Origin of the sequence: Eggerthella sinensis, from assembly GCF_003339815.1 — a bacterium.
Classification (GTDB): Bacteria; Actinomycetota; Coriobacteriia; order Coriobacteriales; family Eggerthellaceae; genus Eggerthella; species Eggerthella sinensis.
This window is the reverse complement of sequence record NZ_PPTT01000016.1, coordinates 1-25618: the sequence shown is the minus strand read 5'-3', so window position 1 is coordinate 25618 and position 25618 is coordinate 1. Positions and strand designations below refer to the sequence as shown.

The 25618-nt window shown below is 68.3% G+C and carries 23 protein-coding genes; 22 read left to right on the top strand and 1 reads right to left on the bottom strand.

From position 1 onward, the window contains the following. Positions 1-2: 2 nt before the first annotated feature. The 8 genes from C1876_RS09985 to C1876_RS09950 all read left to right on the top strand — a co-directional run bounded on the left by C1876_RS09985 (position 3) and on the right by C1876_RS09950 (position 6852). Positions 3-1154, top strand: coding sequence for a C39 family peptidase (locus C1876_RS09985; protein ID WP_114546588.1), 1152 nt, complete (start codon positions 3-5; stop codon positions 1152-1154). Positions 1155-1265: 111 nt separating this feature from the next. Then, complete coding sequence (locus C1876_RS09980; protein WP_114546587.1) at positions 1266-2222, top strand: PhoH family protein; 957 nt, start codon at positions 1266-1268, stop codon at positions 2220-2222. A gap of 5 nt (positions 2223-2227) precedes the next feature. Continuing rightward, positions 2228-2695 (top strand): rRNA maturation RNase YbeY, encoded by a 468-nt coding sequence (gene ybeY / locus C1876_RS09975; protein ID WP_114546586.1) that lies wholly within the window; start codon positions 2228-2230, stop codon positions 2693-2695. A gap of 24 nt (positions 2696-2719) precedes the next feature. Continuing rightward, positions 2720-3199, top strand: a complete 480-nt coding sequence (locus tag C1876_RS09970) for a diacylglycerol kinase family protein (protein ID WP_114546585.1) — start codon at positions 2720-2722, stop codon at positions 3197-3199. A gap of 22 nt (positions 3200-3221) precedes the next feature. Continuing rightward, on the top strand, positions 3222-4145 hold the full coding sequence (gene era, locus C1876_RS09965) for a GTPase Era (protein ID WP_114546584.1): 924 nt from the start codon (positions 3222-3224) through the stop codon (positions 4143-4145). A gap of 132 nt (positions 4146-4277) precedes the next feature. After that, entirely contained in the window at positions 4278-5813 is a 1536-nt protein-coding gene (locus C1876_RS09960; protein ID WP_114546583.1) for a PASTA domain-containing protein, read from the top strand. A gap of 7 nt (positions 5814-5820) precedes the next feature. Continuing rightward, positions 5821-6591: a DNA repair protein RecO gene (gene recO / locus C1876_RS09955; protein ID WP_114546582.1), complete on the top strand. Its 771-nt coding sequence runs from the start codon at positions 5821-5823 to the stop codon at positions 6589-6591. Between the two features lie 12 nt (positions 6592-6603). Continuing rightward, positions 6604-6852, top strand: coding sequence for a TIGR03905 family TSCPD domain-containing protein (locus C1876_RS09950; protein WP_114546581.1), 249 nt, complete (start codon positions 6604-6606; stop codon positions 6850-6852). On the opposite strand, the gene C1876_RS09945 is transcribed toward C1876_RS09950, so the two are convergent. Further along, complete coding sequence (locus C1876_RS09945) at positions 6837-7607, bottom strand: C39 family peptidase (RefSeq protein WP_114546580.1); 771 nt, start codon at positions 7605-7607, stop codon at positions 6837-6839. The genes C1876_RS09950 and C1876_RS09945 overlap by 16 nt on opposite strands. 295 nt (positions 7608-7902) lie before the next feature. Between C1876_RS09945 and C1876_RS09940 the strand changes: the two genes are divergently transcribed. From C1876_RS09940 to recA, 14 genes are all read left to right on the top strand, one after another. Beyond that, a complete protein-coding gene (locus C1876_RS09940; RefSeq protein WP_114546579.1) occupies positions 7903-8601 on the top strand; it encodes a response regulator transcription factor in 699 nt (232 codons plus the stop codon). A gap of 12 nt (positions 8602-8613) precedes the next feature. Continuing rightward, on the top strand, positions 8614-9762 hold the full coding sequence (locus C1876_RS09935; protein WP_114546578.1) for a sensor histidine kinase: 1149 nt from the start codon (positions 8614-8616) through the stop codon (positions 9760-9762). A gap of 54 nt (positions 9763-9816) precedes the next feature. After that, complete coding sequence (locus tag C1876_RS09930; RefSeq protein ID WP_114546577.1) at positions 9817-10299, top strand: GNAT family N-acetyltransferase; 483 nt, start codon at positions 9817-9819, stop codon at positions 10297-10299. A gap of 245 nt (positions 10300-10544) precedes the next feature. Next, on the top strand, positions 10545-10832 hold the full coding sequence (gene rpsO, locus C1876_RS09925; RefSeq protein WP_114546576.1) for a 30S ribosomal protein S15: 288 nt from the start codon (positions 10545-10547) through the stop codon (positions 10830-10832). Between the two features lie 153 nt (positions 10833-10985). Then, positions 10986-13226: a polyribonucleotide nucleotidyltransferase gene (locus tag C1876_RS09920; RefSeq protein ID WP_114546575.1), complete on the top strand. Its 2241-nt coding sequence runs from the start codon at positions 10986-10988 to the stop codon at positions 13224-13226. A 167-nt stretch (positions 13227-13393) separates the two neighbouring features. Further along, entirely contained in the window at positions 13394-14161 is a 768-nt protein-coding gene (dapB, locus tag C1876_RS09915; protein ID WP_114546574.1) for a 4-hydroxy-tetrahydrodipicolinate reductase, read from the top strand. Between the two features lie 91 nt (positions 14162-14252). Beyond that, positions 14253-15149 carry a 4-hydroxy-tetrahydrodipicolinate synthase gene (gene dapA / locus C1876_RS09910; protein WP_114546573.1) on the top strand — a complete coding sequence of 299 codons (897 nt, stop codon included), beginning with the start codon at positions 14253-14255 and terminating at the stop codon, positions 15147-15149. A 217-nt stretch (positions 15150-15366) separates the two neighbouring features. Continuing rightward, positions 15367-17295 carry a ribonuclease J gene (locus C1876_RS09905; protein WP_114546572.1) on the top strand — a complete coding sequence of 643 codons (1929 nt, stop codon included), beginning with the start codon at positions 15367-15369 and terminating at the stop codon, positions 17293-17295. 101 nt (positions 17296-17396) lie between these two features. Further along, positions 17397-19892 carry an FtsK/SpoIIIE family DNA translocase gene (locus C1876_RS09900; protein WP_114546571.1) on the top strand — a complete coding sequence of 832 codons (2496 nt, stop codon included), beginning with the start codon at positions 17397-17399 and terminating at the stop codon, positions 19890-19892. Between the two features lie 12 nt (positions 19893-19904). Beyond that, positions 19905-21041 (top strand): helix-turn-helix domain-containing protein, encoded by a 1137-nt coding sequence (locus tag C1876_RS09895; protein WP_114546570.1) that lies wholly within the window; start codon positions 19905-19907, stop codon positions 21039-21041. A gap of 144 nt (positions 21042-21185) precedes the next feature. Then, positions 21186-21683, top strand: a complete 498-nt coding sequence (locus tag C1876_RS09890; RefSeq protein ID WP_114546569.1) for a YajQ family cyclic di-GMP-binding protein — start codon at positions 21186-21188, stop codon at positions 21681-21683. A gap of 13 nt (positions 21684-21696) precedes the next feature. Beyond that, positions 21697-23019, top strand: a complete 1323-nt coding sequence (gene rimO / locus C1876_RS09885; protein ID WP_114546568.1) for a 30S ribosomal protein S12 methylthiotransferase RimO — start codon at positions 21697-21699, stop codon at positions 23017-23019. A gap of 5 nt (positions 23020-23024) precedes the next feature. Continuing rightward, the gene (gene pgsA, locus C1876_RS09880) at positions 23025-24230 is read left to right on the top strand and encodes a CDP-diacylglycerol--glycerol-3-phosphate 3-phosphatidyltransferase (protein WP_420870324.1); all 1206 of its coding nucleotides are present in this window, start codon (positions 23025-23027) and stop codon (positions 24228-24230) included. Positions 24231-24470: 240 nt separating this feature from the next. Continuing rightward, complete coding sequence (recA, locus tag C1876_RS09875) at positions 24471-25529, top strand: recombinase RecA (RefSeq protein WP_114546566.1); 1059 nt, start codon at positions 24471-24473, stop codon at positions 25527-25529. Positions 25530-25618 lie beyond the last annotated feature (89 nt).

The following is a 25618-nucleotide window of genomic DNA, read 5'->3' as shown; positions in this document are numbered from 1 at the left end:
CCATGGGGGAGCAGCGCCGCACCGACGAACGTCGCCCGACCTCGACCGACGACGACGCCCGCGCCCGTGCGCGCCAGCGTCTCGCCGAGCGCGAGGCGCGCCTCAACGGCCGTCCCGCCCCGCAGCAGCACGCTCCCGCGCGCTCCTCGGCGCCCCGGCAGGCATCCGGCCGCCCTCCGCGCCCGGAGCAGGACGCCGCATCGAACCCCGTGCTCGCCGTTCTCGGCAGCGTCGTCGAAGCCGTGCGCGCCAACCCGCGCCGCGCCCTGCTCGCCGCCGCGGCGGCAGCGGCGCTGCTGCTCGTCGTCCTGATCGTCTCCGCCATCCGCGGCTGCGTCGCGGGCGCCCCGGCCGAGCCTGCGCCCGCCGCATCCGATGAGGCGTCCGCGACGCAGCAGGTGGCGCGCGATCCCATCGACGAGGCCGCGCTCTCGTCCGTGCTCGGCGACGACCTGACCGCGAGCCTGCTCGCCGCCGCCGAATCGAGCGACGACGCCGCGTGGATCGCCGCCCACCCGGATGCCTACGTCATCGACGGCGAGGCGGTGCAGTACAAGCTGCTCAAGCTCGCGGCCACCGAGCCCGAGGCCGTCCCGTTCGTGCGCGGCTTCCCCGATGCGTACCCCGCCGATGCCGCCGAGGCCACGGGCGACCCGGCGGCAGGCGAGGTGCCGCGCTTCTACCAGTGGGACCCGCGCTGGGGCGCCACGGTGTACAGCTCCACGGCGTTCGCGGTGACGGGTTGCTGCCCCACCTCGCTTTCCATGGTGTACCAGGGGCTCACCGGCAAGGGCGACCTGTCGCCCTACGACATGGGCGTCCGGGCGCGCGACGGCGGCTACATGGCCGAGTTCGACGGCACCGATTCGTCGTTCCTCGTGAACGAGGCGGCCTCGCTCGGCCTGTCCTGCACCTCCATCGACGCCGATGCCGACGCCCTGCGCGCGGCGCTCGAGGGCGGCGCCGCGGTCATCTGCAACGTCGGCCCCGGCGATTTCACCGACAACGGGCACTTCTTCGTCATCACGGGCGTCGACGGCGACGGCAACCTTGTCATCAACGACCCGTACTCGGCCGAACGCTCGAACCAGGCGTGGGACGTCGAGAAGGTGCTCGGCCAGACGAAGGCGCTGTTCGCCTACGAGCGCGCCTAGCTTCGCCGCCCCGCGCGCCGCTCCCGTCCGAATTTGAGCACCTGCACCATATTCCCTTGTCGGTTCGATGACATCGGGGCGGGGCGATGCCATGCGTGGTACAATGCCCCCATGACAGACCAAACGCAAATCACCCTCACGGCCCCGCAAAGCGTGAACATGGCGCTCATCGTCGGGCCGGCCGACGAAATCCTCCACCTCGTGCAAGACGCGTTCCTCGCGCGCATCACCGTGCGCGGCGACACGATCGTGCTCGAGGGCGACCCGCTCGAGGTGCAGTCGCTCACGGCGCTGTTCTCCGACCTCATCAAGCTGGTGGAAGGCGGCGACGAGCCGAGCATCGACTACGTGCGCCACGCCATCGACCTGCTGCGCACGGCGGAGTTCTCGCCCCGCGCGCTGCGCGAGGACATCCTGCTCACGTACCGCGGCCGCGCCATCCGCCCGCAAACCGCGGGCCAGAAGCGCTACGTCGACGCCATCCGCGAGAACACCATCACGTTCGGCATCGGGCCGGCGGGCACCGGCAAGACCTACCTCGCCATGGCCATGGCCGTGGCCGCGCTCAAGCGCAAGGAGGTGGGCCGCATCATCCTCACGCGCCCGGTGGTGGAAGCGGGGGAGAGCCTGGGCTTTCTGCCCGGCACGCTCACCGAGAAGGTGGACCCCTACATCCGCCCGCTCTACGACGCGCTGTTCGACATGACCGACATGGAGCGCGCTACGCAGCTCATCGAGAGCGGCGTCATCGAGATCGCCCCGCTCGCGTTCATGCGCGGCCGCACGCTCAACGACAGCTTCATCATCCTCGACGAGGCGCAGAACACCACGCCCGAGCAGATGAAGATGTTCCTCACGCGCCTCGGCTTCGGCTCGAAGATGATCATCACGGGCGACGTGACGCAGCTGGACCTGCCGCGCGGCATATCGGGCCTCAAGGGCGTGCGCGGCATCCTCGAAGACATCGACGGCATCGCGTTTTGCGAGTTCACCGGCAAAGACGTGGTGCGCCACTCGCTCGTGGCGGCCATCGTGAGCGCCTACGATCAGGCAAGCAGAAAGGCTTGAGTACCATGGATATCCAGATCAACTACGACTACCGCAAAGAGGACCTCGAGAAGCTGCCGCTGCACGAGCTCACGCAGTTCGTGCTCGCGCGCGAGGATAAGCCCTTCAACACCGAGGTGTCCATCAGCTTCGTCACCGACGAGGCCATCGCCGAGCTCAACGAGAAGTACCGCCACAAGGAGGGTCCCACCGACGTGCTGTCCTTCGAGTGCGACGGCGTGGACGACGACCTGTCGGCCATGACGCTGGCCGAGGACCCGGTGTTCGAGCTGGGCGACGTGATCATCGCCCCCGACGTGGCCAGCCGCCAGATGCGCGAGTTCGGCACCACGTTCGAGGAGGAGATCTGCCTGCTGCTCGTCCACGGTCTGCTGCACCTGTGCGGCTACGACCACATCGAGGACGACGAGGCCGAGGTCATGGAGAAGCGCGAAGCCGAGATTCTCGAGGCGTGGTCCAAGCGCACGGTGTAGCAGCGAGGGGGAAGGCGGGCTTGCATGGACGTGATGAGCGCCATGGATGACGAAGAGCGCATCGAGGGGAACGAAGCGCCGCGCGAGGAGCATCGCAGCGAGGGACGCTTCGTGCGCAACCATGCGGACAAAGGATCGCGCGCCCGGTTTTCGCTCGGGCGCGCGTTTTCGTGCGCCTGGGAGGGCATCGCCTACACGACGCGCACGCAGCGCAACATGAAGATCCACTTCGCGGTGGGGGCGGCGGCGGTGATCCTGGGCTTCGCGCTGGCCATCGATCCGCCCTCGTGGGCGGCCATCGCCATCTGCATCGCGGTCGTGCTGGCCGCCGAATGCTTCAACACCGCGCTCGAGTCCGTGGTCGACCTCGTGTCGCCGGGGTACGCCGAGCTCGCCAAGCACGCGAAGGACTGCGCTGCGGGCGCGGTGCTCGTGTGCGCGCTCGGCGCCGTGGCCGTGGCCGCCGCCGTGTTCGTCCCGCGCCTTCTGGCGCTCATCAGCTGATACCGAGAAAGGCACCCCACCTATGAACGATATGCTCTCCCCGGCGGACGAATCCTTCAAGTCGGGCTTCGTCACGCTCGTCGGCCGCCCGAACGCCGGCAAGTCGACGCTCGTCAACGCCATCATGGGCAAGAAGATCGCCATCACGTCGAACACGGCGCAGACGACGCGCCACCGTTTCCGCGCGGTGTACACGCGCCCCGAGTTCCAGCTCGTCCTCGTGGACACGCCGGGCCTGCACAAGCCCCACGACGCCCTCGGCGAGGAGCTGAACACGTCGGCCCTCAAGGCGCTCGAGGGCGTGGACGTGGTGGCCTTCCTCGTGGACGCGTCGAAGCCGGTGGGCACGGGCGACGAATGGGTGGCCGCGCAGCTTTCGCGCACCCGCTCGAAGAAGATCCTCGTGCTGTCGAAGATCGACCTCGTGGACGGCGAGCAGCTCGACCGTCAGCGCTTCGCCGCCGCGCAGCTGGGCGACTGGGACGCCGTCGTGGAGCTGTCGAGCGAAACGGGCGAGCACGTGCAGGACTTCGTCGACGAGGTGGTGGCGCTGCTGCCGCCGGGGCCGGCGTGGTTCCCCGCCGACATGGAAACCGACCAGCCCATCGAGGTGGTCGTGGCCGAGTTCATCCGCGAGAAGATCCTGCGCTCGTTCCACGACGAGGTGCCCCACGCCATCGGCGTGCACGTGGAGGAGATGGAGTACGACCGCAAGAAGGACCTCTACCGCATCTTCGCCATCGTCTACGTGGAGCGCGACAGCCAGAAGGGCATCATCATCGGCAAGAAGGGCGCGGCCATCAAGCAGATCGGCACCGAGGCCCGCGCCGACCTCGAGCAGCTGCTGGGCTGCCGCGTGTTCTTGGACCTGTCGGTGAAGGTGAAGAAGAACTGGCGCCGCGACGCGAGCCAGATCCGCCGCTTCGGGTACGGCGAAGGGGCGTAAGGCCCCGCCGCCGGCCCTTATTTCTGCAGGTATTGTCACGAATGCGGGCAAACGCCGGGTTGCCCGCCCGCGCCGGACGCGTTTTCGGCTACAATTTGTCGCGTAGACCCATGTGCGAGGGAGTAAGCCAGCATGATCTGTCCTCAATGCCAATCCGAAAACCGTGACGACGCGAAATTCTGCAACGAGTGCGGCTTCCCGCTCTCCGGCAGGATCGCGCAGGTCGCTGCGGCCACCGCGGCCATCGAAGAAGCCGAGCAAGCGGCGAAGGCCGAGCGCGCTGCCGTTGCGTCCGACGAAGCCGCCGACGAGCTCGACCCTGATTTCGAAGGCGTCGTGTCCGCCGACGAGCCCGTAGCCGAGCCGGCCGACGACGACAAGCCCGACACCTCGGGCCCGCTCGATCGCGCCACTCTTCCCGCCATCGACGTGGCGGGCGTGAACGTCGACGAGAACGGCAACGCGTTCGACTTCGGCTCCGTCGATGACGGAGCGAACGACGTCGCACCCGCTGCCGACGATCTCTCCGCGTTCGTCCCGCGCCGCCCCGACGACGACCCGTCGGCCACCGCGCGCAACGACTTCTCCGGCTTCGACGAGTGCCTCGTCGACGCGGGCTACGTGCCGCCGCAGAAGACGTGGGGCCCGGGCGACACCATGGAGATGCCGCGCATCGAGGGGCAGGCCGCCCCGAAGCAGAAGGAATTCCGCGCGCCCGACGCCAACAAGAAGAAGGGCGGCAAGGGCAAGGCCGCGCTCATCGTGCTCGCGTGCCTGCTCGTCATCGGCGTCGCCGCAGCCGGCACCACGTACTACCTCGAGCTGTGGGGCGGCAAGATGCTGCCCGACGTGGTGGGCATGACGCAGGCCGACGCCGTGTCCGTGCTGGAGAGCAAGGGCTTCGCGGTGCGCGAGGAGAAGGTGAAGTCCGACGCCACCGAAGGGGTCGTGCAGCGCATGGACCCCGGCGCAGGCGCGCGCGAGGAGAAGGGCACCGAGGTCACCATCGAGGTGTCCGAGGCCCGCACGATCCCCGAGGCCGTGGGCATGCAGCGCGACGAGGTGGCCGCCCTGCTGGCCGACGCCGGCTTCGAGAACGTCAAGTTCGTCACCGAGAAGTCCGACGAGCACGAGGGCCTCGTGCTGAGCATCGATCCCGAGGTGGGCACGAAGGCGCAGGCGAACACCCCCGTCACCGTCACGGCGGCCGTGCCCTACACCGTGCCCGACGTGGCGGGCAAGACGTGGGACGAGGCGTCGAAGCTGCTGCAGGACGCCGGCTACGAGCCCGTGGCCTCGTACATCTACGACGACAGCGTGGCGCCGGGCACCGCGCTCAGCACCGACCCCGCCGCCGGCGCGAAGGCCGATTCCGGCTCGTCGGTGACCGTGTCCGTGGCCCTGTCGCGCGGCAGCGAGCTCGAGCAGGCCGCGCAGAACTACCTCGGCGGCCTCGTGTCGTCGGGCGAGCCGCTTTCCATCGGCGGCACGGCCTACCTCGTGGAATCGGTGGACGCCGTGAAGTACGAGGGCGGCGAGACCACCTCGTTCACCATCACGGGCAAGGCGGTGACCTCGCTCGACGGCGAGACCGTCTACGGCTCCTCCAAGCAGAAGAGCGGCTCCATCGTGTGGACGAGCGACAACATGATCTCGAGCGTTTCGTAGCACCCGCGTGTCAGCGCCCACCTACGACGCGCGCGTCATCGTGCTGCGCAAGACGAAGCTCGGCGAGAGCGACCTCATCGTGACGCTGCTCGCCGAGGACGGCTCGCAGATGCGGGCGGTGGCGAAGGGGGCGCGGAAGCCCACGAGCTCGTTCGCCGCGCGCCTCGAGCTGTACTCGGTGGCCGACGCGTTCTTCGCGCGCGGCCGCAGCCTCGACATCGTCAAGGAAGTGCGGCTCGTCGAGAGCAACGACCGCCTGCGCCGCGACCTCGAGCACGCCGCCGGCGCCGCCCCCATGGCCGAGCTGCTCGACCGCGTGACGCAGATGGGCCTCGAGAACGAGCGGCTGTTCGCGCTCACGCGCGCCGCCCTCGCCAGCCTCGGCCGCGTCGAGGCCGCGCAGGTGCCGGCCGTGTGCGCGGCCCATCTGCTGAAAACCCTCGCGTTCGCCGGGCTGCGCCCGAGCCTCGACACGTGCGTGGGCTGCGGGCGCGCCCTGCCCGCCGGACCGCCCGAGGGCAACGTGGCGCTCTCGTACCACGAGGGCGGCGTCGTGTGCCCGCTGTGCCGCAGCGGCATGGAAACCGTCATGGTGCCCGAGGCTGCCCTGGCCTGGTGCCGGGCGCTGCTGGGCTCGACGTTCGCCGAGATCGAAGCGCTCGAGGTGGACCCGTCGGCCTCGTTCGGCGTGCTGCGGTTCTGCCAGCAGTGGATCGGCGAGCACGTCGGCGCGAACCTCAAATCGCTCAACTTCCTGTTCACATCCGGATTGTTCTAAAGGAGTCTTCGCATGTACACCTTCCAACCGCAGGGCGTGTGCTCGCGCGCCATCCATATCGACCTCGACGGAGACCGCGTGTCGCACGTGGAATTCGTCGGCGGCTGCAACGGCAACCTCAAGGCCGTCTCGGCGCTCATCGAGGGCATGACGGTGGACGAGGTGGCCGCCGTGCTGGAGGGCAACACGTGCGGTCGGCGCTCCACGTCGTGCGCCGACCAGCTGGTGAAGGGGTTGCGCGCCGCCTACGCGGCGGAGTAGGCCCAGATGGCGCGGCTCTGAGCGAGCACCGTGTCGAAGTCCCACGCGCGGTTCGTGCGCTCGGGGCTGTTCGGATCGCGGATGAGCAGACGGCCCTGGCCGTCGATGCCCGTGAGCACGATGAAGTGGCCCGTCGTGGTGAAGTCGCCGGGGCCCACGCTGCAGATGACGGGAGAGCCCGACAGCAGCGCGCCGCGGATGCTCGACTCGTCGGCCGGCACCTCGGTGGCGACGAGGCCGAGTTCGGCCGCGCCTTCGGTCATGAACGTCCAGGCGGTGCCGTCGGGGGAGGCGCACCCCATGCGCTCGGAGAGCGCGCCCATCTCGGCAGGCCCCTTGTCGGTGGCGCCGGTCAGCGCCGCGTACACCATGGCGAGGCAGGTGGGGCCGCACCCCGTCGTGCCGAACTCGTCTTCCGCGTAGGTACCCTGCGCCCATTCCGGGTCCTTCTGGTACAGCGCGGGAACCTCGCCGCGGCGCCAGTCGCCGCGCGGCGTGGACTGCGGGCCGGCGGACGCGCCGGCAGCCGGCGTCGCTCCCGCCACCACGCCGCTCAGCGTGGACACGGCGTACCAGCCTGCGGCGGCGAGGGCTGCCAGCAGCACGAGCACGGCGACGAGTTGCAGCGGTGAGCGGGAGCGACGCGAGCGCGGTGCAGGGGCGGCGTAGCTGACGGAGCCGCGCGGCGGCATGCGCCGCATCGGCGCGGTGCGGCCTGCGGGGGAGCGGTAGTCGAACGAATTGGAATACGACATGGAGCGCCTCCTTGGTCGTCGTGTCGGTGGCTCGGTAGCGAGGCGTCGTCCGAAGCGGTTCGCTTCGGACGACCTCCGGTGCGGGTCGCCCCGCGCCGTCCTCGCCATCAAGTATCGCCAAGCGCCCCTGTTCTGTCCCGGAAGAAACAGCAACCGATCTCTTAAGTTTTCCTTAATCTTGCCAGGTTACAGCGGTGTTGCGCCCGATGGGCCGATACAATGGCCTTACCGGAACACGTCGCCCGAAGGGCGTGCAGGCGGCTCGAGCGAAGAGCCGCGAAGACAGGAGGAACGGGTGGAATCGAAGATGCGCATTGCCGTGTGCGACGACGAGCAGGCCATCGCCGACTTGGTGGGGCAGCTGCTCGTGGAGGCCGGGTTCTCGCCCGCCGTGTTCTACGCGGCCCCCGACCTTCTGGCGCAGCAGGGCATCGACCCGTTCGACCTCGTCATCCTCGACATCATGATGCCCGGCATGGACGGGTTCGCCTGCTGCCGCGAGCTGCGCCGCACGAGCTCGGTGCCCATCATCTTCCTCACGGCCAAGGACGAGGAGATCGACAAGGTGGTGGGGTTCGAGCTGGGCGCCGACGACTACGTGGTGAAGCCCTTCAAGCCACGCGAGCTCGTGGCGCGCGTGCGCGCACGGCTGCGCCGCACCGCATCGGCCGACGCGGGCAACGCGGCCGATCGTCGCGCGCTCGAATGCGGCGGCATCGCGCTCGACGAGGGCGCCTACACGGCCACGCTGCACGGCGAGCCGCTCTGCCTCACGCCGAAGGAGTTCGCCATCCTGGCCTGCCTCATGCACGATCAGGGCCATCCCGTGGCCTCGCGCGACCTGTTCGAGACGGTGTGGGGCGAGACGGCGAACGCCCAGAGCAACAACACGGTGATGGTGCACATCCGCCATCTGCGCAAGAAGCTGGCCGCCATCGACTCGTCGCAGGAGTTCGTCGAGACGGTGTGGGGCGTCGGCTACAAGCTGGGTTAGAAGGAGCATCCCATGGAAAACACCCCGCGCTCGCAGGCGCGCCTCGATCAGACGAAGCGGCTCTCCAACGCCATCCTGCGCCGCACCGTCGTGAACGTCATCCTGTTCGTGGTGGTGTACCTCGTGCTGTTCGTGGGCTTCATGACCACGCTCGGCTCGGCGGTGTCGAACCTCGTGTACGACCTGCTCAACTACAACTACGTGCTGCACACCGCCCTCTCGTCGCTGTTCCTCCTGCTCGCCGCGTTCGGGTTCGTGGCAGGCCTCGTGCTCGTGGTGCGCTCGGGCATCAACCGGGCGCTGCGCTACTTCGACGTGCTGCTCGACTCGGTGTCGGGCATCCTCATGAAGAGCGACGAGCCGGTCATGCTGCCGAGCGAGCTGGCTCCCACCGCCATGGCGCTCAACGCCATCAAGGCCGAGTCCGAGCAGAACGAGCGCGCGGCGAAGGCGGCCGAGGAGCGCAAGAACGAGCTGGTGGTGTACCTTGCCCACGATATCAAGACGCCGCTCACGTCCATCATCGGCTACCTCACGCTGCTCGAGGAATCGCCCGACCTGCCGCTCGACGTGCGCGCCCGCTACACGGGCATCACGCTGGACAAGGCCTACCGCCTCGAGGAGCTGCTCGACGAGTTCTTCGAGATCACGCGCTACAACCTGCAGACCATCCCCATCGAGCGCTCGCGCTTCGACGGCGCGCTGTTCGTGAACCAGATGGTGGACGAGTTCTTCCCGCTGGCCGAAGGACGCCGCCTCGACCTCGTGTACGACGGCCCCGACGAGCTGTCGGTGTTCGCCGACGCCGGACGCGTGGCGCGCGTGCTCAACAACGTCATCAAGAACGCCATCGCCTACGCCGACCCCGAGACGGCGGTGCGGGTGCGCACGGGCCTCACCGTGGCGCCCGACGGCTTCGTGTGGTGGGAGCTCACGGTGACCGACCAGGGCCGCGAGCTGTCGCCGCAGCATCTCGAGCGCGTGTTCGAGAAGTTCTACCGTGCCGACGAGTCGCGCGGCTCGCAGGCAGGCGGCGCCGGGTTGGGCCTGGCCATCTCGCGCGAGATCGCCCGCGCCCACGGCGGCGACATCTACGCCACGAGCGACGCCGGCGTCACGTCGTTCACCATCTGGATTCCCCAGGGCCCGAGCGTGCGCTGAGGCGCCTCACGCGCGCCGCGCGCGGAAACCTCCGCGAAACGAAGGAGGGCTATCATGGAAGGCTCCCCAGTGAAAGGACCGTCCATGATCGAGCTCGTCGCCTACGAACCCCCGCTCAACGAGGCGCTGTTCGCCTTCCTCGACCGCTGCCTGCCCGAGTCGGGCCGCTCGTTCGACTCGACGGGGCGCCATGCGCACCTCCGGCGCATCGCGGAGGCCTACGAGGCTCTCTGGTGCCTCGTCGAAGACGGAGGCGCCGTCGTCGGCTGCGTGGGTGTGCGACCGCTCGCCCCCGGCGTGTGCGAGCTCAAGACGCTGTTCGTGTTCGAGCGGCTGCAGGGGCAGGGGTGGGGCCGACGGCTCGCCGAGCGCGCCGTCGCCCATGCACGCGAGCACGGGTACGCCGCCGTGCGCCTCGACACCATCTCCACGAGCAAAAACGCCATCGCGCTCTACCGCCGCCTCGGCTTCGAGGACATCGAGCGCTACGACGACAACCCGATGGCCGACACGTTCATGGAGCTCCGTCTCGCCTGATGACGGGGCGGCAACATAACCTTGAGCTTTGTGCTGAACCTGTGGGCCCGGCGCGCGCCGCTTGCCGCGCACGGCCCTTCCCGCTACAATGGGCGGGCTGCGAAAACGCAGGTACTTCTCGCTTGGTCTGCATGCTCACCGTATGCTCACCCAGAGGGAAGCGCATACGACGCACGACGGCCCGTGGGTCGGGCGTGCAAGGAAGCGGCCCCATCGGGCGCCGCACACGAAAGGTGGAATAGCACATGGCCAGCAAACTCAGCATCAGCAAGGAGCGCACTGCCGAGCTCGTCAAGGAATTCGGCAAGGGCGAAGGCGATTCCGGTAGCCCCGAGGTGCAGATCGCGATCCTCACGGAGCGCATCCGCAACCTGACCGAGCACCTCAAGGTGCACAAGAAGGACAACCACACCCGCCGAGGCCTCATGATGCTTCTCGGTAAGCGCCGCGGTCTTCTCAAGTACGTGAAGGCCCGCAACATCGAGGAGTACCGTACGCTCATCAAGAAGCTCGGCATCCGCGACACCATCTAGTGTATGAAAGCCCGCTCCGGCGGGCTTTTACATAGCAAGCGGGCGGGACGCAAGGGCGCATCCGTTCGCGACGGTTCGGGAACTCTAAGTACCGACGTCGAAGAAGCTGGGCGGCACTAGGGCTGCTCAGACAGAAGAGAAAGAACGTAGCATATGGAAAAAATCGTCGAATCTTTCGAGCTGTACGGGAAGCAGTACCGTTTGGAGACAGGCGAGCTTGCGAAGCAGGCGACCGGTGCGGTCGTCGTGACGCAGGGCGACACGACCGTGCTGGTCACGGCCGTCATTTCTAACCAGGAGAAGGACTACGACTTCTTCCCCCTCACGGTCGACTTCATCGAGAAGATGTACGCCGTCGGCCGCATCCCGGGCGGCTACCTCAAGCGCGAGGCCCGTCCTTCCGACAAGGGCACGCTGACGGCCCGCATGGTGGACCGTCCCATCCGTCCCGGCTTCGTGGACGGCTTCAAGCGCGAGGTGCACATCGTGTGCACGACGCTCGTCGTGGACAGCGTCAACCCGCCCGACACCATCTGCACGATGGGCGCGAGCGCCGCGCTCATGCTGGGCGCCGCTCCCTTCGACGGCCCGGCCGCCTGCGTGCGCATCGGCCGCAACGTGGAAACCGGCGAGTTTATCGTGAACCCCACGTTCGAGGAATCCGAGCAGTCCGACCTCGAGCTCACCATCGCCGGCACGGCCGACTACATCTCCATGGTGGAAGCCGGCGCCGACGAGATCTCCGAAGAGGACATGCTGGCCGCCATGACGTTCGGCCAGGAGGCCATCGCCGCGTTCTGCGAGGTGCAGCAGCGCTTCCTCGACCGCGCGAACATCCAGCCGCGTGAGTGGCCGGTGCACGTGGCCGACCCCGCCATCGCCGAGCGCGTGAGCGCGTTCGAGGGCGAGATGGCCGCCGCGCTTCGCGACGCCGACAAGCTGTCCCGCATGGGCAAGGTGGAAGAGCTCAAGGAGCGCATCAAGGCCGAGCAGTTCACCGACGAGGAGCGCGCCGCGTGGAAGGGCGACATCCCCGCCGAGCTCAAGAAGCTCGAGAAGAAGGCCATGCGCGCCATGGTCATCGAGACCGGCGAGCGCGCCGACGGCCGCGGTGCCGCCGACATCCGCCCGCTGTACATCGTGCCGGGCTACCTGCCCCGCGTGCACGGCTCGGGCCTGTTCCAGCGCGGTCAGACCCAGGCGCTCTCGGTGGTCACGCTCGGCATGCTGAACGAATGGCAGCGCCTCGACACCATCGACCCCGCCGAGGGCAAGCGCTACATGCACCAGTACAACTTCCCGCCGTACTGCACGGGCGAGACCGGCCGCATGGGCGCTCCGAAGCGCCGCGAGATCGGCCACGGCGCCCTCGCCGAGCGCGCGCTCATCCCCGTGCTGCCCGATACCGACGAGTTCCCCTACGCCATCCGCGTGGTGTCCGAGGTGCTCGAGTCCAACGGCTCGTCCTCCATGGCCTCCACCTGCGGCTCCACGCTGGCCCTCATGGACGCCGGCGTGCCCATCAAGGCGCCGGTCTCCGGCATCGCCATGGGCCTCATCAAGGAGGGCGACGACGTGGTCATCCTCTCCGACATCCAGGGCATCGAGGACTTCCTCGGCGACATGGACTTCAAGGTGTGCGGCACGGAGAAGGGCATCACCGCCCTGCAGATGGACAACAAGGCCCGCGGCCTGTCCGTCGACATCCTGGCCCGCGCGCTGAAGCAGGCGAGCGAAGGCCGCGCCTACATCCTCAAGGCCATGCTGGAAACCATCGAGGCGCCGCGCGCCGAGCTCTCGCAGTTCGCGCCCCGCATCGAGACCATCCACATCCCGGTCGACAAGATCCGCGACGTCATCGGCAGCGGCGGCAAGGTCGTCCGCGGCATCCAGGAGGAGACGGGCGCGAGCATCAACATCGAGGAAGACGGCACCATCCACATCGCCGCCATCGAGGGCCCGGCCGGCGAGGCCGCCAAGGCCATGATCCTCGGCATCGTGAAGGAGCCCGAGGTGGGCGAGGTGTTCGACGGCGAAGTCGTGGGCATCAAGGACTTCGGCGCCTTCGTGAAGCTCACCCCCGGCAAGGACGGCCTCCTGCACATCTCGCGCGTGGCCAACGGCCGCGTGGGCAAGGTGGAGGACGTGCTGAACCTCGGCGACGTCATCAAGGTGGAAGTGCTCGAGGTGGACCCGAAGACGGGCAAGATCTCGCTCGACCGCATCGACAAGCCGGACGCTCCCGAAGGCTCCGCGCCGAGCGGCGAGCGTCGCGAGCGCAGCGACCGCGGTGAGCGCAACGGCAACGGCGGGCGCGACAACCGTCCGGGCCGCAGCGGCCGCGAGGGCAACGGCGGCGGCAACCGCACGCCGCGCCGTCGTCACGACGCGTAAAGCAGGTTCCGACGGCTGAGCGTTGCCATCGGCGTTCTCGGAGGGGCCGTACGCGGCCCCTCCGTTGCGCATGGCCGACGAATCGTGCCGACCGGGTAACGGGGGCGCGAACAGCGCATCCCACGTGGTAGGATACGCACGAACCAAGAAGCGAAAGGCAGGTAGCGATGATCAAGGTGGCAGTTTCGGGATGCGCGGGCCGCATGGGCCAGACGGTGGTCGGCACGGTGCGCGCCGCCGATGACCTCGAGCTCGTGTGCGGCATCGACCCGCACGGCGCCGAAGCCGATTTCCCCGTCTACTCGACGGTGGCCGAGGCCCTCGCGGGCGAGGCGTTCGACGTGCTCGTGGACTTCACCCAGCCCGCCGTGGTCGCCGACAACCTGCGCGTCGCGCTTCCCGCCGGCGTCGACTGCGTGGTGGGCACGACGGGCTTGTCGACCGAGACGCTCGAAGAGCTCGCGGCGCTCGCTCCGGCGGGCACCTGCCTGTTCTACGCGCCGAACTTCACGACGGGCGCGGTGCTCATGATGCAGTTCGCGAAGGCGGCGGCGCCGTACTTCCCCGAAGCCGAGGTCATCGAGTTCCACCACGCGCGCAAGCTGGACGCCCCCTCGGGCACGGCGGTGCGCACGGCCCAGATCATCGCGGAGGCCCGCGACGGCCGCGCGAGCGAGGCGCCGGGCAAGGAAACCGAGATCGAGGGCGGCGAAGGCGCGCGCGGCGCGCTCGTGGACGGCGTGCCCGTGCACGCGGTGCGCTCGGCGGGCTACATGGCCAGCCAGGAGGTCATCTTCGGCTCGCTCGGCCAGGTGCTCACCATCCGTCACGATTCGACGGATCGCGCCTGCTACATGCCGGGCGTGCTGCTGGGCATCCGCAGCGTGGGCGAGCGTGAAGGACTCGTTGTAGGTTTGGAGAACTTCATGTCGTAGTCGCGTGCGACGTGGCATAATAGCGGTTCAAGCTCTGGATGGTACGATGGACGAGCGCCTGCGCGGCGCGTATGGAAGGTGAGGAGTCAGCATGTCGCAGCCCCGGTTCGGCCGAATGATCCCGGCCATGGTCACGCCCTTCGATGAGAATCGCGAGCTCGATCTGAACAAGGCTCAGGCTCTTGCCGCGCGCCTCGTCGACGGCGGCAGCGACTCGCTCATCATCAACGGCACGACGGGGGAGAGCCCCACCGTGTTCTACCCGCAGAAGATGGAGCTGTTCCGCGCCGTGGTGGAGGCCGTGGGCGACCGCGTGCCCGTCATCGCGAACGTGGGCGACAACTGCACGGCCGACACGGTGAACTTCGCCCGCGACGTGGCCGAGCTGGGCGTCGACGGCTTCATGTGCGTGGTGCCGTACTACAACAAGCCCCCGCAAGAGGGCATGTACCAGCACTTCCGCACCATCGCCGACGCGGTTGAGCTGCCCATCATCCTGTACAACATCCCGGGCCGTTGCGTGGTGAACATGGAAGCCGAAACCACGCTGCGCCTGGCGCACGACTGCGGCAACGTCGTGGCCGTCAAGGAAGCCTCCGGCAAGATGGACCAGATCAAGGCCATCGTCGACGGCGCCCCCGACGACTTCGCCGTGTACTCGGGCGACGACGCCGCCACGTTCGATATCATGAAGCTGGGCGGCACCGGCGTCATCTCCACCATCGGCAACGTGTCGCCGGCGCGCATGAAGGAGATCGTGGACCTCTGCGCCGCGGGCGACTGGGAGGCCGCCGCCGCGGCCAACGAGCGGCTCATGCCGCTCATGACGGGGCTGTTCGAAACCTCGAACCCCATCCTCGTCAAGGAAGCGCTCAAGCTTCTGGGCTTCCCCGTGGGCGGCGTGCGCCTGCCGCTCGTGGACGCCACCCCCGAGCAGTCCGAGCGCCTGGCCGCGGTCATGCGCGAGGTGGGCGTGCTCGACGCGTAAGCGAAGCGCCGAAACCGTACGCGCGGCGCGCCATGGGGCGGAGCGCGCGTACGGTTTCAACGAAGAAGGACCGAAGCATTGCGAGAAGCGATGCATGACATAACCGCGACGTGCGGGCTTGCAGGTTCGGATTGTCCGGTTGACCTGCAGCGAGACAAAGCCGGGATGCCCGGCTCCTCGCATATGCGCGCCCCCGTCGCCTGAGAAAAGGAAGTATATGGAAGAGAAGAACCCGCGTCCTCAGCGCGGCACCGACCGCGCACGCACGGACAACCGTTCCGGCAACGCGGCACGCAGGAACAACGCCTCCCGCGGAAACGCGGAGAACGAGGGCGGTTCCTCGAACAAGAAGACTCGCACCTACAAGCACGTGCAGCTCGAGCGCAGGCGGCCGCAGCTCTCGAAGTCCGACCAGGGCAACGACGGCCAGCGCGCGGCAGGCGCCAACAACCAGAACAAGCGCCGCAGCTTCGCGTCCCCGAAGAAGGATCCGAACGCCACGCTCAAGATCATCCCGCTCGGCGGCCTCGACGCCATCGGCAAGAACATGACGGCCTTCGAGTGCAAGGGCGACATGATCCTCGACGACGCCGGCCTCATGTTCCCCGACGACAACCATCCGGGCGTCGACCTCATCCTGCCCGACTACACCTACGTGCTCGAGAACGCCGACAAGCTGCGCGGCATCATCATCACGCACGGCCACGAGGACCACACCGGCACGCTGCCGTACCTCATGAAGGACCTCGACCGCCAGGTGCCCATCTACGGCACGAAGATGACGCTCGGCCTCATCGAGGGCAAGTTCGCGGAGCATAAGATCAAGAACGCGAAGCTCGTGGAGATCAAGCCCGGCGACCAGATCAAGCTCGGCTGCTTCACGGCCGAGTTCTTCGCCGTGAACCACTCCATCCCCGGCGCCGTGGGCGTGTTCTTCCAGAGCCCGGCCGGCAACGTCCTGCACACGGGCGACTTCAAGCTCGACCAGACGCCCATCGACGGCGTGACCACCGACTTCGGCGCGCTGTCGAAGTTCAGCAACATCGGCGTCGACCTCATGATGAGCGACTCGACGAACGCCCAGAACCCCAACTTCACGCCCTCCGAGGCCGAGGTGGGCAAGGAGCTGGCGAAGATCATCGCGCAGGCCAAGGGCCGCGTCATCATCGCCTCGTTCGCAAGCCACATCCACCGCATGCAGCAGATCTGCGACGCGGCGGTGGCCAACGGCCGCAAGGTGGTGGTCACGGGCCGCTCGATGATCCAGAACACCGACATCGCGCGCCGCCTGGGCTACCTCAGCATCAGCGACGCCGACCTCATCGACGCCTACGACCTCAAGGGCATCCCGCCCGAGCAGGTGGTCATCATGTGCACGGGCAGCCAGGGCGAGCCGCTCTCGGCGCTGGCCCGCATCGCCAACGGCGAGCACCGCACCATCACCATGGACGAGGGCGACACCGTCATCGTGTCGGCCACGCCGGTGCCCGGCAACGAGAAGGCCGTCACGCGCGTCATCAACGGCCTGGCCAAGATCGGCGCGGACGTCTACGACAAGAACCGCGCCCGCGTGCACGTGTCCGGCCATGCCGGCGCCGAGGAGCTCAAGCTCGTGCTGTCCATCGTGCAGCCCAAGGCGTTCATGCCGGTGCACGGCGAGGCCACGCACCTGCGGGCGCACGCGCGCCTGGCCGAAGCCACGGGCGTGCCGGCCGAGAACGTGTTCATATGCGAGAACGGCGAGAGCCTCGAGCTCACGGCCCAGGGCGTGAGCCGCGGCGAGACCGTGCAGAGCGGCATCGTGTACGTGGACGGCCTGTCGGTGGGCGACACCTCGCAGGGCGTGCTCGACGAGCGCAACGCCCTCGGGTCGCAGGGCTTCGCCGCCATCGCGGCCGCCGTGTCCCCCAAGAGCAAGAACGTGGTGGGCACCGTGCAGGTTGAAATGCACGGCATCACGGGCGGCGACGACGACTTCCTCGTCCGCGAAGCGCAGAACACCTTGAAGAACGCGCTCGGCCGCGCCATGGGCAAGGGCGGCGGTCAGCGCGAGTGGAAGAAGGCGGGGCGCGACGCGCTGCTGTCGCTGCTGTGGGAGCGCACGAAAACCCGCCCCATGGTAATCATCAACTTGCTCGAGGTTTAAGCTATAATGGCCGCATGCGCTCGAACAGGGCGCATGCGGCCCATCACCGGCCGAAACGAACTCATGAAACGCAGATCAAACGCAGCATAAAGGAGTAGGGCGTGGCCCGACAGTCATCAAGTTCCGCGAAAGCGAAGCCGTCGGCGGCGGCAAAGTCGAAGGGTAAGGCGGCATCTCCCGCCGAGAAGCGCGCGAAGCAGGGCAAGAACGCGCGCGCGCAGGCACCCGAAGAGCCCCGTCTGTTCGACGAGCGCACCCGGCGCGACATCACGGGCGTGGCCTTCGCCGTGCTCGCCGTCGTGCTGTTCGTCGCCGCCGTGCTTCCCACGAACGCCGTGGTCACGTCGTTCGTCTCCACCGCGCTCCACCTCACGCTGGGGCTGGGCGCCTACCTGCTGCCGTTCTTCCTGCTCGTCATCGGCGCGAGCTTCCTCGCGCGCTTCGACCGCGAACGCGTGCCGCTGCGCGTGGCCGTGGGCCTCGTCATGATCTTCGTGGCCGTGCTCACCTTGCTGGCCCTGTTCACGCCCGAATCGCTGCCCGACTCCACCGACCGGCTGTTCCTCGCCGAGGAGCTCACCGCCCGCGGCGGTTACGTGGGCGCCGGCATCGCCTGGGTGGGCCTCAGCCTGTTCGGGCAGGTGGTGTCGTGCATCGTCATGATCGGCGTCATCCTCGTGGGCGTCGTGATCATCGGGTTCTCGCTGTCGAAGCTCATCGAGCGCGTGCAGGATGCGCGCGACGCCCTGCGCTCCGACGAGGCCGACGCCGACGTGCTGGCCGCGCCGCCCTACGCCCGCGTGAAGCGCTCGATGGGCGCGAAGGTGCCCGTGGTGCCCACGATGGGCGAGGCCGTGGAAGCGGGCGTGACGAACGTGCTGCCGCGCGCCAAGGACGGCGCCGCGAAGGGCCGCCCGAGCAAGCCTCGTCGCGCGTCGCAGTCGCTTGCCACGCAGGTCATCGGGCCGAAGGCCGCAGGCGCCGAGGATACGGTGGGGGAGGCCCCGCAGGTGCTCACGCGCAAGCTGGGCCGCAAGCACGAAAAGGAAACCGGCGTGCCCACGCCGCCGAAGACGTCCGGCAGCTCCACGCCGCTCGCGGCGCCGCGCCCCGAGGACGGCTTCGAGCTGCCCCCGACCGACCTTCTGGCCGTGTCGAAGAACACGAAGAAGGACAAGGCGTCCGACGCCGAGCTGGCCGACACCGCCGCCTGCCTGCAGGAGACGCTCGAGAGCTTCACCATCATGGCCGAGGTCGTGGGCTGGGTCGCCGGCCCCACGGTGACGCTGTTCAAGGTGGACCTGCCCGCCGGCGTGCGCGTGAGCCGCATCACGGCGCTCGAGCAGGACATCGCGCTCGCCCTGGCCGCCCCGGGCGTGCGCATCTTCGCGCCCATCCCCGGCACGAACTACGTGGGCATCGAGGTGCCGAACCGCACCCGTCAGAGCGTGCTTCTGGGCGACGTCATCAAAGACGCGCCCGCGGGCCCGCTGCAAATCGTCATCGGCAAGGACGTCGAGGGCCGCTCGATCATCTCCGACCTGGCCAAGATGCCCCACCTGCTCATCGGCGGCACGACGGGCTCGGGCAAGTCGGTGGCCATCAACGCCATGATCATGTCCATCCTCATGCGCGCCACGCCTTCCGAGGTGCGCTTCATCATGATCGACCCGAAGCGCGTGGAGTTCACGCCGTACAACGGCATCCCGCATCTGTACGTGCCCGTGGTCACCGAGCCGCGCGAGGCCGCGAGCGCCCTGTCGTGGGGCGTGGCGGAGATGGAGCGCCGCCTGAAGGTGTTCTCGAAGGTGGGCGCGCGCAACATCGGCCAGTACAACGCGAAGGTGCAGTCGGGCCAGCTCGAGGACGAGAACGCCAACGAGCTGCCCTATCTCGTCATCATCATCGACGAGCTGGCCGACCTCATGATGAACGTGGGCAAGGAAGTGGAGTTCTCCATCAGCCGCATCGCGCAGCTGGCGCGCGCGGCGGGCATCCACCTCATCGTGGCCACGCAGCGTCCGTCCACCAACGTCGTGACGGGCCTCATCAAGGCGAACATCACGAACCGCATCGCGTTCAACGTGGCCAGCGGCATCGACAGCCGCGTCGTGCTCGACACGCCCGGCGCCGAGAACCTCATCGGCTTGGGCGACCTGCTGCTGTCGAAGCCCGAGTATGCCAAGCCCCAGCGCATCCAGGGCTGCTACGTGTCGGAGGACGAGATCAACGCCGTGGTGGCCATGCTCAAAGACCAGGGCGAGCCGGAGTACCATTCCGAGATCCTGCAAACCAACCTCATCACGTTGGGCGCTTCTCAGCCCGACGGTTCGGGCGGCGGCGTCACCGACGACGACCCGCTCATCTGGGAGGCGGCCGACATCGTGGTGTCGAGCGGCCTCGGATCCACGTCGAACATCCAGCGCCGGCTCAAGGTGGGCTATTCGCGTGCTGGGCGTATAATGGACATGCTGGAGGAAAAGGGCGTCGTGGGGCCGCCGAACGGCAGCAAACCCCGCGAAGTGCTCGTGGACGCCATGGAGCTCGAGACGTTGAAGGCCTTTGAGGCGCACGACGCGGCGAGCCCGGAGGATTAACGAGGTGGCGCAGTGACATTCGGTACCATTCTGAGAGAGGCCCGCGAACGCAAGGGCTACGACCTGGCCACGGCCGCACGTCGCCTGCGCATCAGGCCCGACATCCTGCGCGCCATCGAGGAGGACGACTTCTCGCGCATGCCGCCCCGCGGCTACGCCCGCAACATGGTGAACGCCTATGCGCGCCTCGTGGGCCTCAACCCCACGGAAATGACGCGCATGTACCTCGACGAGGCCTACGCCTACCAGGTGGGACGCGCGCGCAACGACGCGCAGCCCTCCGGGTTCGACATGGGCGGCACGGCGCGCACCGCGCGCTCGTCGACGCGCCAGCGCTCCGCCGCCGCGCAGCAGGCCGACGAACGGCCCCCGCGCCAGAACGCGCTCGGCCGCACGATGTACGACGATCGGCGCGATTACGGGCGCGACTACGGCACGCGCAGCGGCGGGGCGGGGCGGCTCTATTCCGAGGACCGCACGCATCCCAGCCGCCATGCGGCGCTGCCGAACGCCGAGTACACGAACTTCTACGCCGGGCCGAAGGCCTCGAGCGTCGTGCAATCCAAGCTGCCCTTCATCATCGCGGGCGGCGTCATCCTCGTGCTGCTCATCGTGGTGCTCGTGCTCGTGTTCGGCGGTAAGGGCGGCGACGCGAACGACGACGTGACCAAGATGCCGGTCACCGGCCTCGCCGACACGACGCAGGGGGAGAGCGGCACGGACGGCACCGACAGCGCGCAGCCGCAGACGGCTCCCGTGGAGACGGCGCCCACCAGCGTCAAGGTGACGTACAAGATCGCCAAGAACACCGATGTGTACGCGGTCATCACGAAGAACGGCGAGTCGGAGGACAAGATGTTCTCGGGCGGCGAAGAGGACACGGTCGAGCTCGAGGCGGACGGCGTGTGGACGTTCGCCGCCTGGGCGAGCGACGGCGTGACCATCACGGTCGACGGCGAGGACGTCGCCTTCGACGGGGTCGACGCGACCGGCATGCCCATGGCCACGGTGGACTTCAACGACTACCTGGAGAAGTGGTACGAGGCCCATCCCGACGCGAAGAAGCCCGCGGGCGGCGGCACGTCGGATGCCGGCACGGGCGCGAGCGACGGCGGAACCGACGGCACGGGAGACGGGACCGCAACGTAAACGACCTGCCGCCCGTGGTGCCCGTTCGTCATGGAACACCTTTGGAATCGGCGGTTCAGGTGCAAAAATGCGCTATGCTGTGCGCAAACAGAAATTCGAGCGGCCCGCACGGATGCGGGCCGCGCTGCGCGGAAAGGATCATTCATGGCTAAAGAATCCAGCTTCGACGTCGTGTCCACGGTCGACATGCAGGAGATCGACAACGCTTTCCAGCAGGCGAAGAAGGAGCTCGCCCAGCGCTACGACCTGAAGGACTCGGGCGCCGAGATCTCCCTCGACAAGGCGAACAAGACCATGACGGTGTCCGCTCCGGCCGACTTCGTGGCCAAGCAGGTCATCGACGTCATCGGCTCGAAGCTCATCCGCCGCGGCATCGACCTGGCCGCCGTGCAGTGGGCCGCCCCCGAGGCGGCGACGGGCATGAGCGTGCGCCAGAAAGCCACGGTCGTGGAGGGCATCGAGAAGGACGTCGCCAGCAAGATCAACAAGGACATCAAGGCCGAGAAGTTCAAGGTGAAGGTGCAGATCGAGGGCGACAAGCTGCGCGTCAGCTCGCCGTCGCGCGATGCCTTGCAGGAGGTCATCGCCTTCCTCAAGGAGAAGGACTACGGCCAGCCGCTCCAGTTCGTCAACTACCGCTAGGACCCCCGCTATCATGACACGCCCAACCGATGCGGCGCCCGCGGCGCCGAGCGTGGCCTTCGTGACGCTGGGCTGCGCCAAGAACGAAGTGGACACCGCGCACATGCGCACGCGCCTGCTGCAGGCCGGCTTCCGCATGGAAGACGACCCCGCCTGCGCTGACGCGGTGGTGGTGAACACGTGCTCGTTCATCCAGAGCGCCACCGAGGAAAGCCTCGAGGCCATCTTCGACGTGGCGGGCCTGCCCAACGTGGCGGCCGGCGCGGCGCTCATCGTGGCCGGCTGCATGCCGGCGCGCTACGGCGACGACCTGGCGGGCGAGCTGACCGAGGCGCGCGCGTTCGTGCCGTGCAGCCGCGAGGACGACATCGCCGCGGTGGTGGCCGACGCGCTCGGCCTCGACGAGCTTCCCACGCCCGTTGAGGACGCGGCGGCCGTCGCAGCCGCGCAGCCGGCGTCGGTGTCGGCCTACGTCAAGATATCCGACGGATGCGACCGCTTCTGCACGTACTGCACCATCCCGTTCATCCGCGGGCGGTACCGCAGCTTCCCGCTCGACGACGTGCGTGCCGACGTGGCGGCGCAGGTGGCCGCAGGCGTGCGCGAGATCGTGCTCATCGCCCAGGACACCGGGCGCTGGGGCGCGGACTTCGACGAGCCCTCGTCGCTCGCCGCGCTCGTATCCACGCTGGCCGAGGAGTTCCCCGCCACGTGGTTCCGCGTCATGTACATCCAGCCCGAGGGCCTCACCGACGAGCTGCTCGACGCCGTGGCGGCGCACGACAACGTGTGCGACTACTTCGACATCCCGCTGCAGCACGTCGACGCCGACATCCTGCGCGCCATGAACCGCACCGGTTCGCGCGAGGAGTTCCTGGCGCTCGTGGAGCGCGTGCTGGCGCACGTGCCGGGCGCCACGCTGCGCACGACGCTCATCGCGGGCTTCCCCGGCGAGACCGACGAGCAGTTCGAGGACCTGTGCGCGTTCGTGGAGGAGGGCCTGTTCGACTACGTGGGCGTGTTCCCGTATTCCCGCGAGGAGGGCACCCGCGCCGCGAGCCTGCCCGATCAGGTTGACGAAGACGAGAAGAGCGACCGCGCGCAGCGGTTGCGCGACATCGCGGACGCCGTGTGCTGCCCGCGCATCGCGGCGCGCATCGGGCGCACCATGGACGTGCTCGTGGAGGGCTTCGAGGAGGACGGGCAGCTGTTCGGTCGCGCCATGTGCCAGGCGCCCGAGGTCGACGGCGTAACGTACATCGACGGGGGCGAGCCGGGCGAGATCCGCCCGGTGACCATTGCCGACACGCTGCTGTACGAGATGGAAGGGGAGTGAGGGCGGTGAGAGGGAAGGCCGCACCCGAGGTGGAGCCCACGCCGGCAGCCAAGCTGTGGACGCCGGCGAACGTGGTGACGCTCGTGCGCATCTGCCTCGTGCCCGTGTTCGTGGTGGCGCTGCTCAGCCCGTGGCCGCAGTGGTTCGGGCTGCCCCAGGTGGCCGACGATTCGAAGAGCCTCATCGCCGCCGGCATCTTCATCCTCATCTCCTGCACCGACTGGCTCGACGGTTACCTGGCCCGCAGCCGCGGCGAGGTGACCGATTTCGGCAAGTTCATGGACCCGCTCGCCGACAAGATCCTCGTGGCTGCGGCGCTGCTCGCGCTCGTGGAGCTGGGATCGCTGCCCAGCTGGGTGGTGCTCGTCATCCTCGCGCGCGAGTTCATCGTGAGCGGCGTGCGCATGGTGGCGGCCAGCGAGGGCGTCGTCATCGCCGCCAGCTGGTACGGCAAGTTCAAAACCGTGTTCCAGATGATCGCCATCGTGCTGTTCTGCATCAAGGACTCCCATATGGTGGGCGGCATCGGCTCGGCGTTCTCCGACGGCATGTGGCTTTTGAGCTGGGGCGTGATGATCATCGCCCTCGTGCTCACCGTGGTGTCCATGCTCGATTATATCGCGAAGGCGCGCCACCTCATCGGGTTCGGGCCGAAGCGCAAGGATATCGGCATCGAGGACGCGGACGATCGCGCGCTCAGCGCGGCGCAGGCGGCCAGCATCGCGCCCGAGGCGCTCGACGAGCTGGCGGGGCGCGTGCTCGACGCGGCGCGTGCCGCCGGCAAGACGGTGGGCACGGCGGAAAGCCTGACGGGCGGCCTCGTGGCCGCGACGCTCACCGACGTGCCGGGCAGCTCGCAGAGCGTGCGCGGCGGCATCGTGAGCTACGTCTCCGAGGTGAAGCGCGACGTGCTGGGCGTGGGATCGGACACGCTCGAGCAGCACGGCGCCGTGAGCGAGGAGACGGCGCGCGCCATGGCCACGGGAGCGCGCGCAACGCTCGCGTGCGACGTGGCGGTGGCGGTGACGGGCATCGCCGGACCGGGCGGGGCCGAGCCGGGCAAGCCGGTGGGCACCGTGTGGATCGGCCGTGCCGACGGCACCTCCGCCTGCGCGCGACGCTTCGAGTTTCCGGGGACGCGCGACGAAGTGCGCCTGCTCACCGTGCATGCGGCGCTCGAGTTCGTGCTCGAGGCGTTGGAAACGCGCTAGATTCGCGCGTGACGGGCGCTGGAATCGCGTCGGACGGGCGGGAGCGATGCGCTGGATGCGGGGCGGAACGGCGAATGGCGGGCGCTGGACGCACGCCATCGGGACGTGATACGGGCGCGCTATACTGGTGATGCAAGCTTCTTTCGCGAAAATGCTTGACCGACAAACAAATGTTCGTATAATGGTAAGCAGGAAACGCTCCGCGTCTGTGCGCAGGCGGTAGGGAAGAGAAGGAACCGCATGAACGAAGAAAAATCGAAGATGCTCAAGCTCACCACCGATCAGATCGAGACCAAGTTCGGCAAGGGCTCCATCATGAAGTTCGGCGAGGGCGGGCACGAGCTCAACATCGGCGTCATTCCGACCGGCGCGCTGCCGCTCGACGCGGCGCTCGGCATCGGCGGCGTTCCGCGCGGCCGCATCGTGGAGGTGTACGGCCCCGAATCGAGCGGCAAGACCACGCTCGCGCTCCAGATCATCGCCGAAGCGCAGGCTATGGGCGGCATCGTGGCCTTCATCGACGCGGAGCACGCGCTCGACCCCGTGTACGCGGCGCGTCTCGGCGTCGACATCGACGAAGTGCTCATCTCGCAGCCGGATACCGGCGAGCAGGCGCTGGAAATCTGCGATATGCTCGTGCGCTCGGGCGCCATCGACGCCGTGGTCATCGACTCGGTGGCCGCGCTCGTGCCCCGCGCCGAAATCGAAGGCGAGATCGGCGACACCACGGTGGGCCTCCAGGCGCGCCTCATGTCGCAGGCGCTGCGCAAGCTGGCAGGGTCGCTCTCGAAGTCGAACACCACGTGCATCTTCATCAACCAGCTGCGCGAGAAGATCGGCGTCATGTTCGGCAACCCCGAAACCACCACGGGCGGCCGCGCGCTCAAGTTCTTCTCGAGCGTGCGCATCGACATCCGCCGCATCGACTCCATCAAGAAGGACGGCGAGATCGTGGGCAACCGCGTGCGCGCCAAGGTGGTCAAGAACAAGGTGGCCCCGCCGTTCCGCCAGGCCGAGTTCGACCTCATGTACGGCGAGGGCATCTCGCGCGAAGGCTGCATCGTGGACATGGCCGTGGAAGCCGGCGTCGCCAAGAAGAGCGGCGCGTGGTACACCTACGGCGAAGAGCGCCTCGGCCAGGGGCGCGAAGCGGCGAAGCAGACGCTCAAGGAGAACCCCGACCTGCGCGACGAGCTGGAGACGAAGGTGCGCGAAGCCTTCGAAATCCCCATCATCACCCGCTCCACCGAAGAGGCCGACGCCATGAGCCCGGTCGCGAAGCCCACCAAGAAGAAGTAGCATGCCCGCCACCCCCGAGGAAATCCGCGCCGCCCTCCAAGCCCAAATAAAAGCCATAGAGGGCGGCGCCCAGGCACGCACCCCCTTCC

Bases quoted from the DNA above. Each gene is read 5' to 3' on its own strand.
- recA (WP_114546566.1), top strand. From the start codon at position 24,471: ATGAACGAAGAAAAATCGAAGATGCTCAAGCTCACCACCGATCAGATC.
- C1876_RS09980 (WP_114546587.1), top strand. From the start codon at position 1,266: ATGACAGACCAAACGCAAATCACCCTCACGGCCCCGCAAAGCGTGAAC.
- ybeY (WP_114546586.1), top strand. From the start codon at position 2,228: ATGGATATCCAGATCAACTACGACTACCGCAAAGAGGACCTCGAGAAG.
- rimO (WP_114546568.1), top strand. From the start codon at position 21,697: ATGACACGCCCAACCGATGCGGCGCCCGCGGCGCCGAGCGTGGCCTTC.
- C1876_RS09960 (WP_114546583.1), top strand. From the start codon at position 4,278: ATGATCTGTCCTCAATGCCAATCCGAAAACCGTGACGACGCGAAATTC.
- C1876_RS09945 (WP_114546580.1), bottom strand. From the start codon at position 7,607: ATGTCGTATTCCAATTCGTTCGACTACCGCTCCCCCGCAGGCCGCACC.
- C1876_RS09950 (WP_114546581.1), top strand. From the start codon at position 6,604: ATGTACACCTTCCAACCGCAGGGCGTGTGCTCGCGCGCCATCCATATC.
- C1876_RS09930 (WP_114546577.1), top strand. From the start codon at position 9,817: ATGGAAGGCTCCCCAGTGAAAGGACCGTCCATGATCGAGCTCGTCGCC.
- C1876_RS09970 (WP_114546585.1), top strand. From the start codon at position 2,720: ATGGACGTGATGAGCGCCATGGATGACGAAGAGCGCATCGAGGGGAAC.
- dapB (WP_114546574.1), top strand. From the start codon at position 13,394: ATGATCAAGGTGGCAGTTTCGGGATGCGCGGGCCGCATGGGCCAGACG.
- era (WP_114546584.1), top strand. From the start codon at position 3,222: ATGAACGATATGCTCTCCCCGGCGGACGAATCCTTCAAGTCGGGCTTC.
- dapA (WP_114546573.1), top strand. From the start codon at position 14,253: ATGTCGCAGCCCCGGTTCGGCCGAATGATCCCGGCCATGGTCACGCCC.
- C1876_RS09890 (WP_114546569.1), top strand. From the start codon at position 21,186: ATGGCTAAAGAATCCAGCTTCGACGTCGTGTCCACGGTCGACATGCAG.
- rpsO (WP_114546576.1), top strand. From the start codon at position 10,545: ATGGCCAGCAAACTCAGCATCAGCAAGGAGCGCACTGCCGAGCTCGTC.
- C1876_RS09985 (WP_114546588.1), top strand. From the start codon at position 3: ATGGGGGAGCAGCGCCGCACCGACGAACGTCGCCCGACCTCGACCGAC.
- C1876_RS09935 (WP_114546578.1), top strand. From the start codon at position 8,614: ATGGAAAACACCCCGCGCTCGCAGGCGCGCCTCGATCAGACGAAGCGG.
- C1876_RS09920 (WP_114546575.1), top strand. From the start codon at position 10,986: ATGGAAAAAATCGTCGAATCTTTCGAGCTGTACGGGAAGCAGTACCGT.
- C1876_RS09905 (WP_114546572.1), top strand. From the start codon at position 15,367: ATGGAAGAGAAGAACCCGCGTCCTCAGCGCGGCACCGACCGCGCACGC.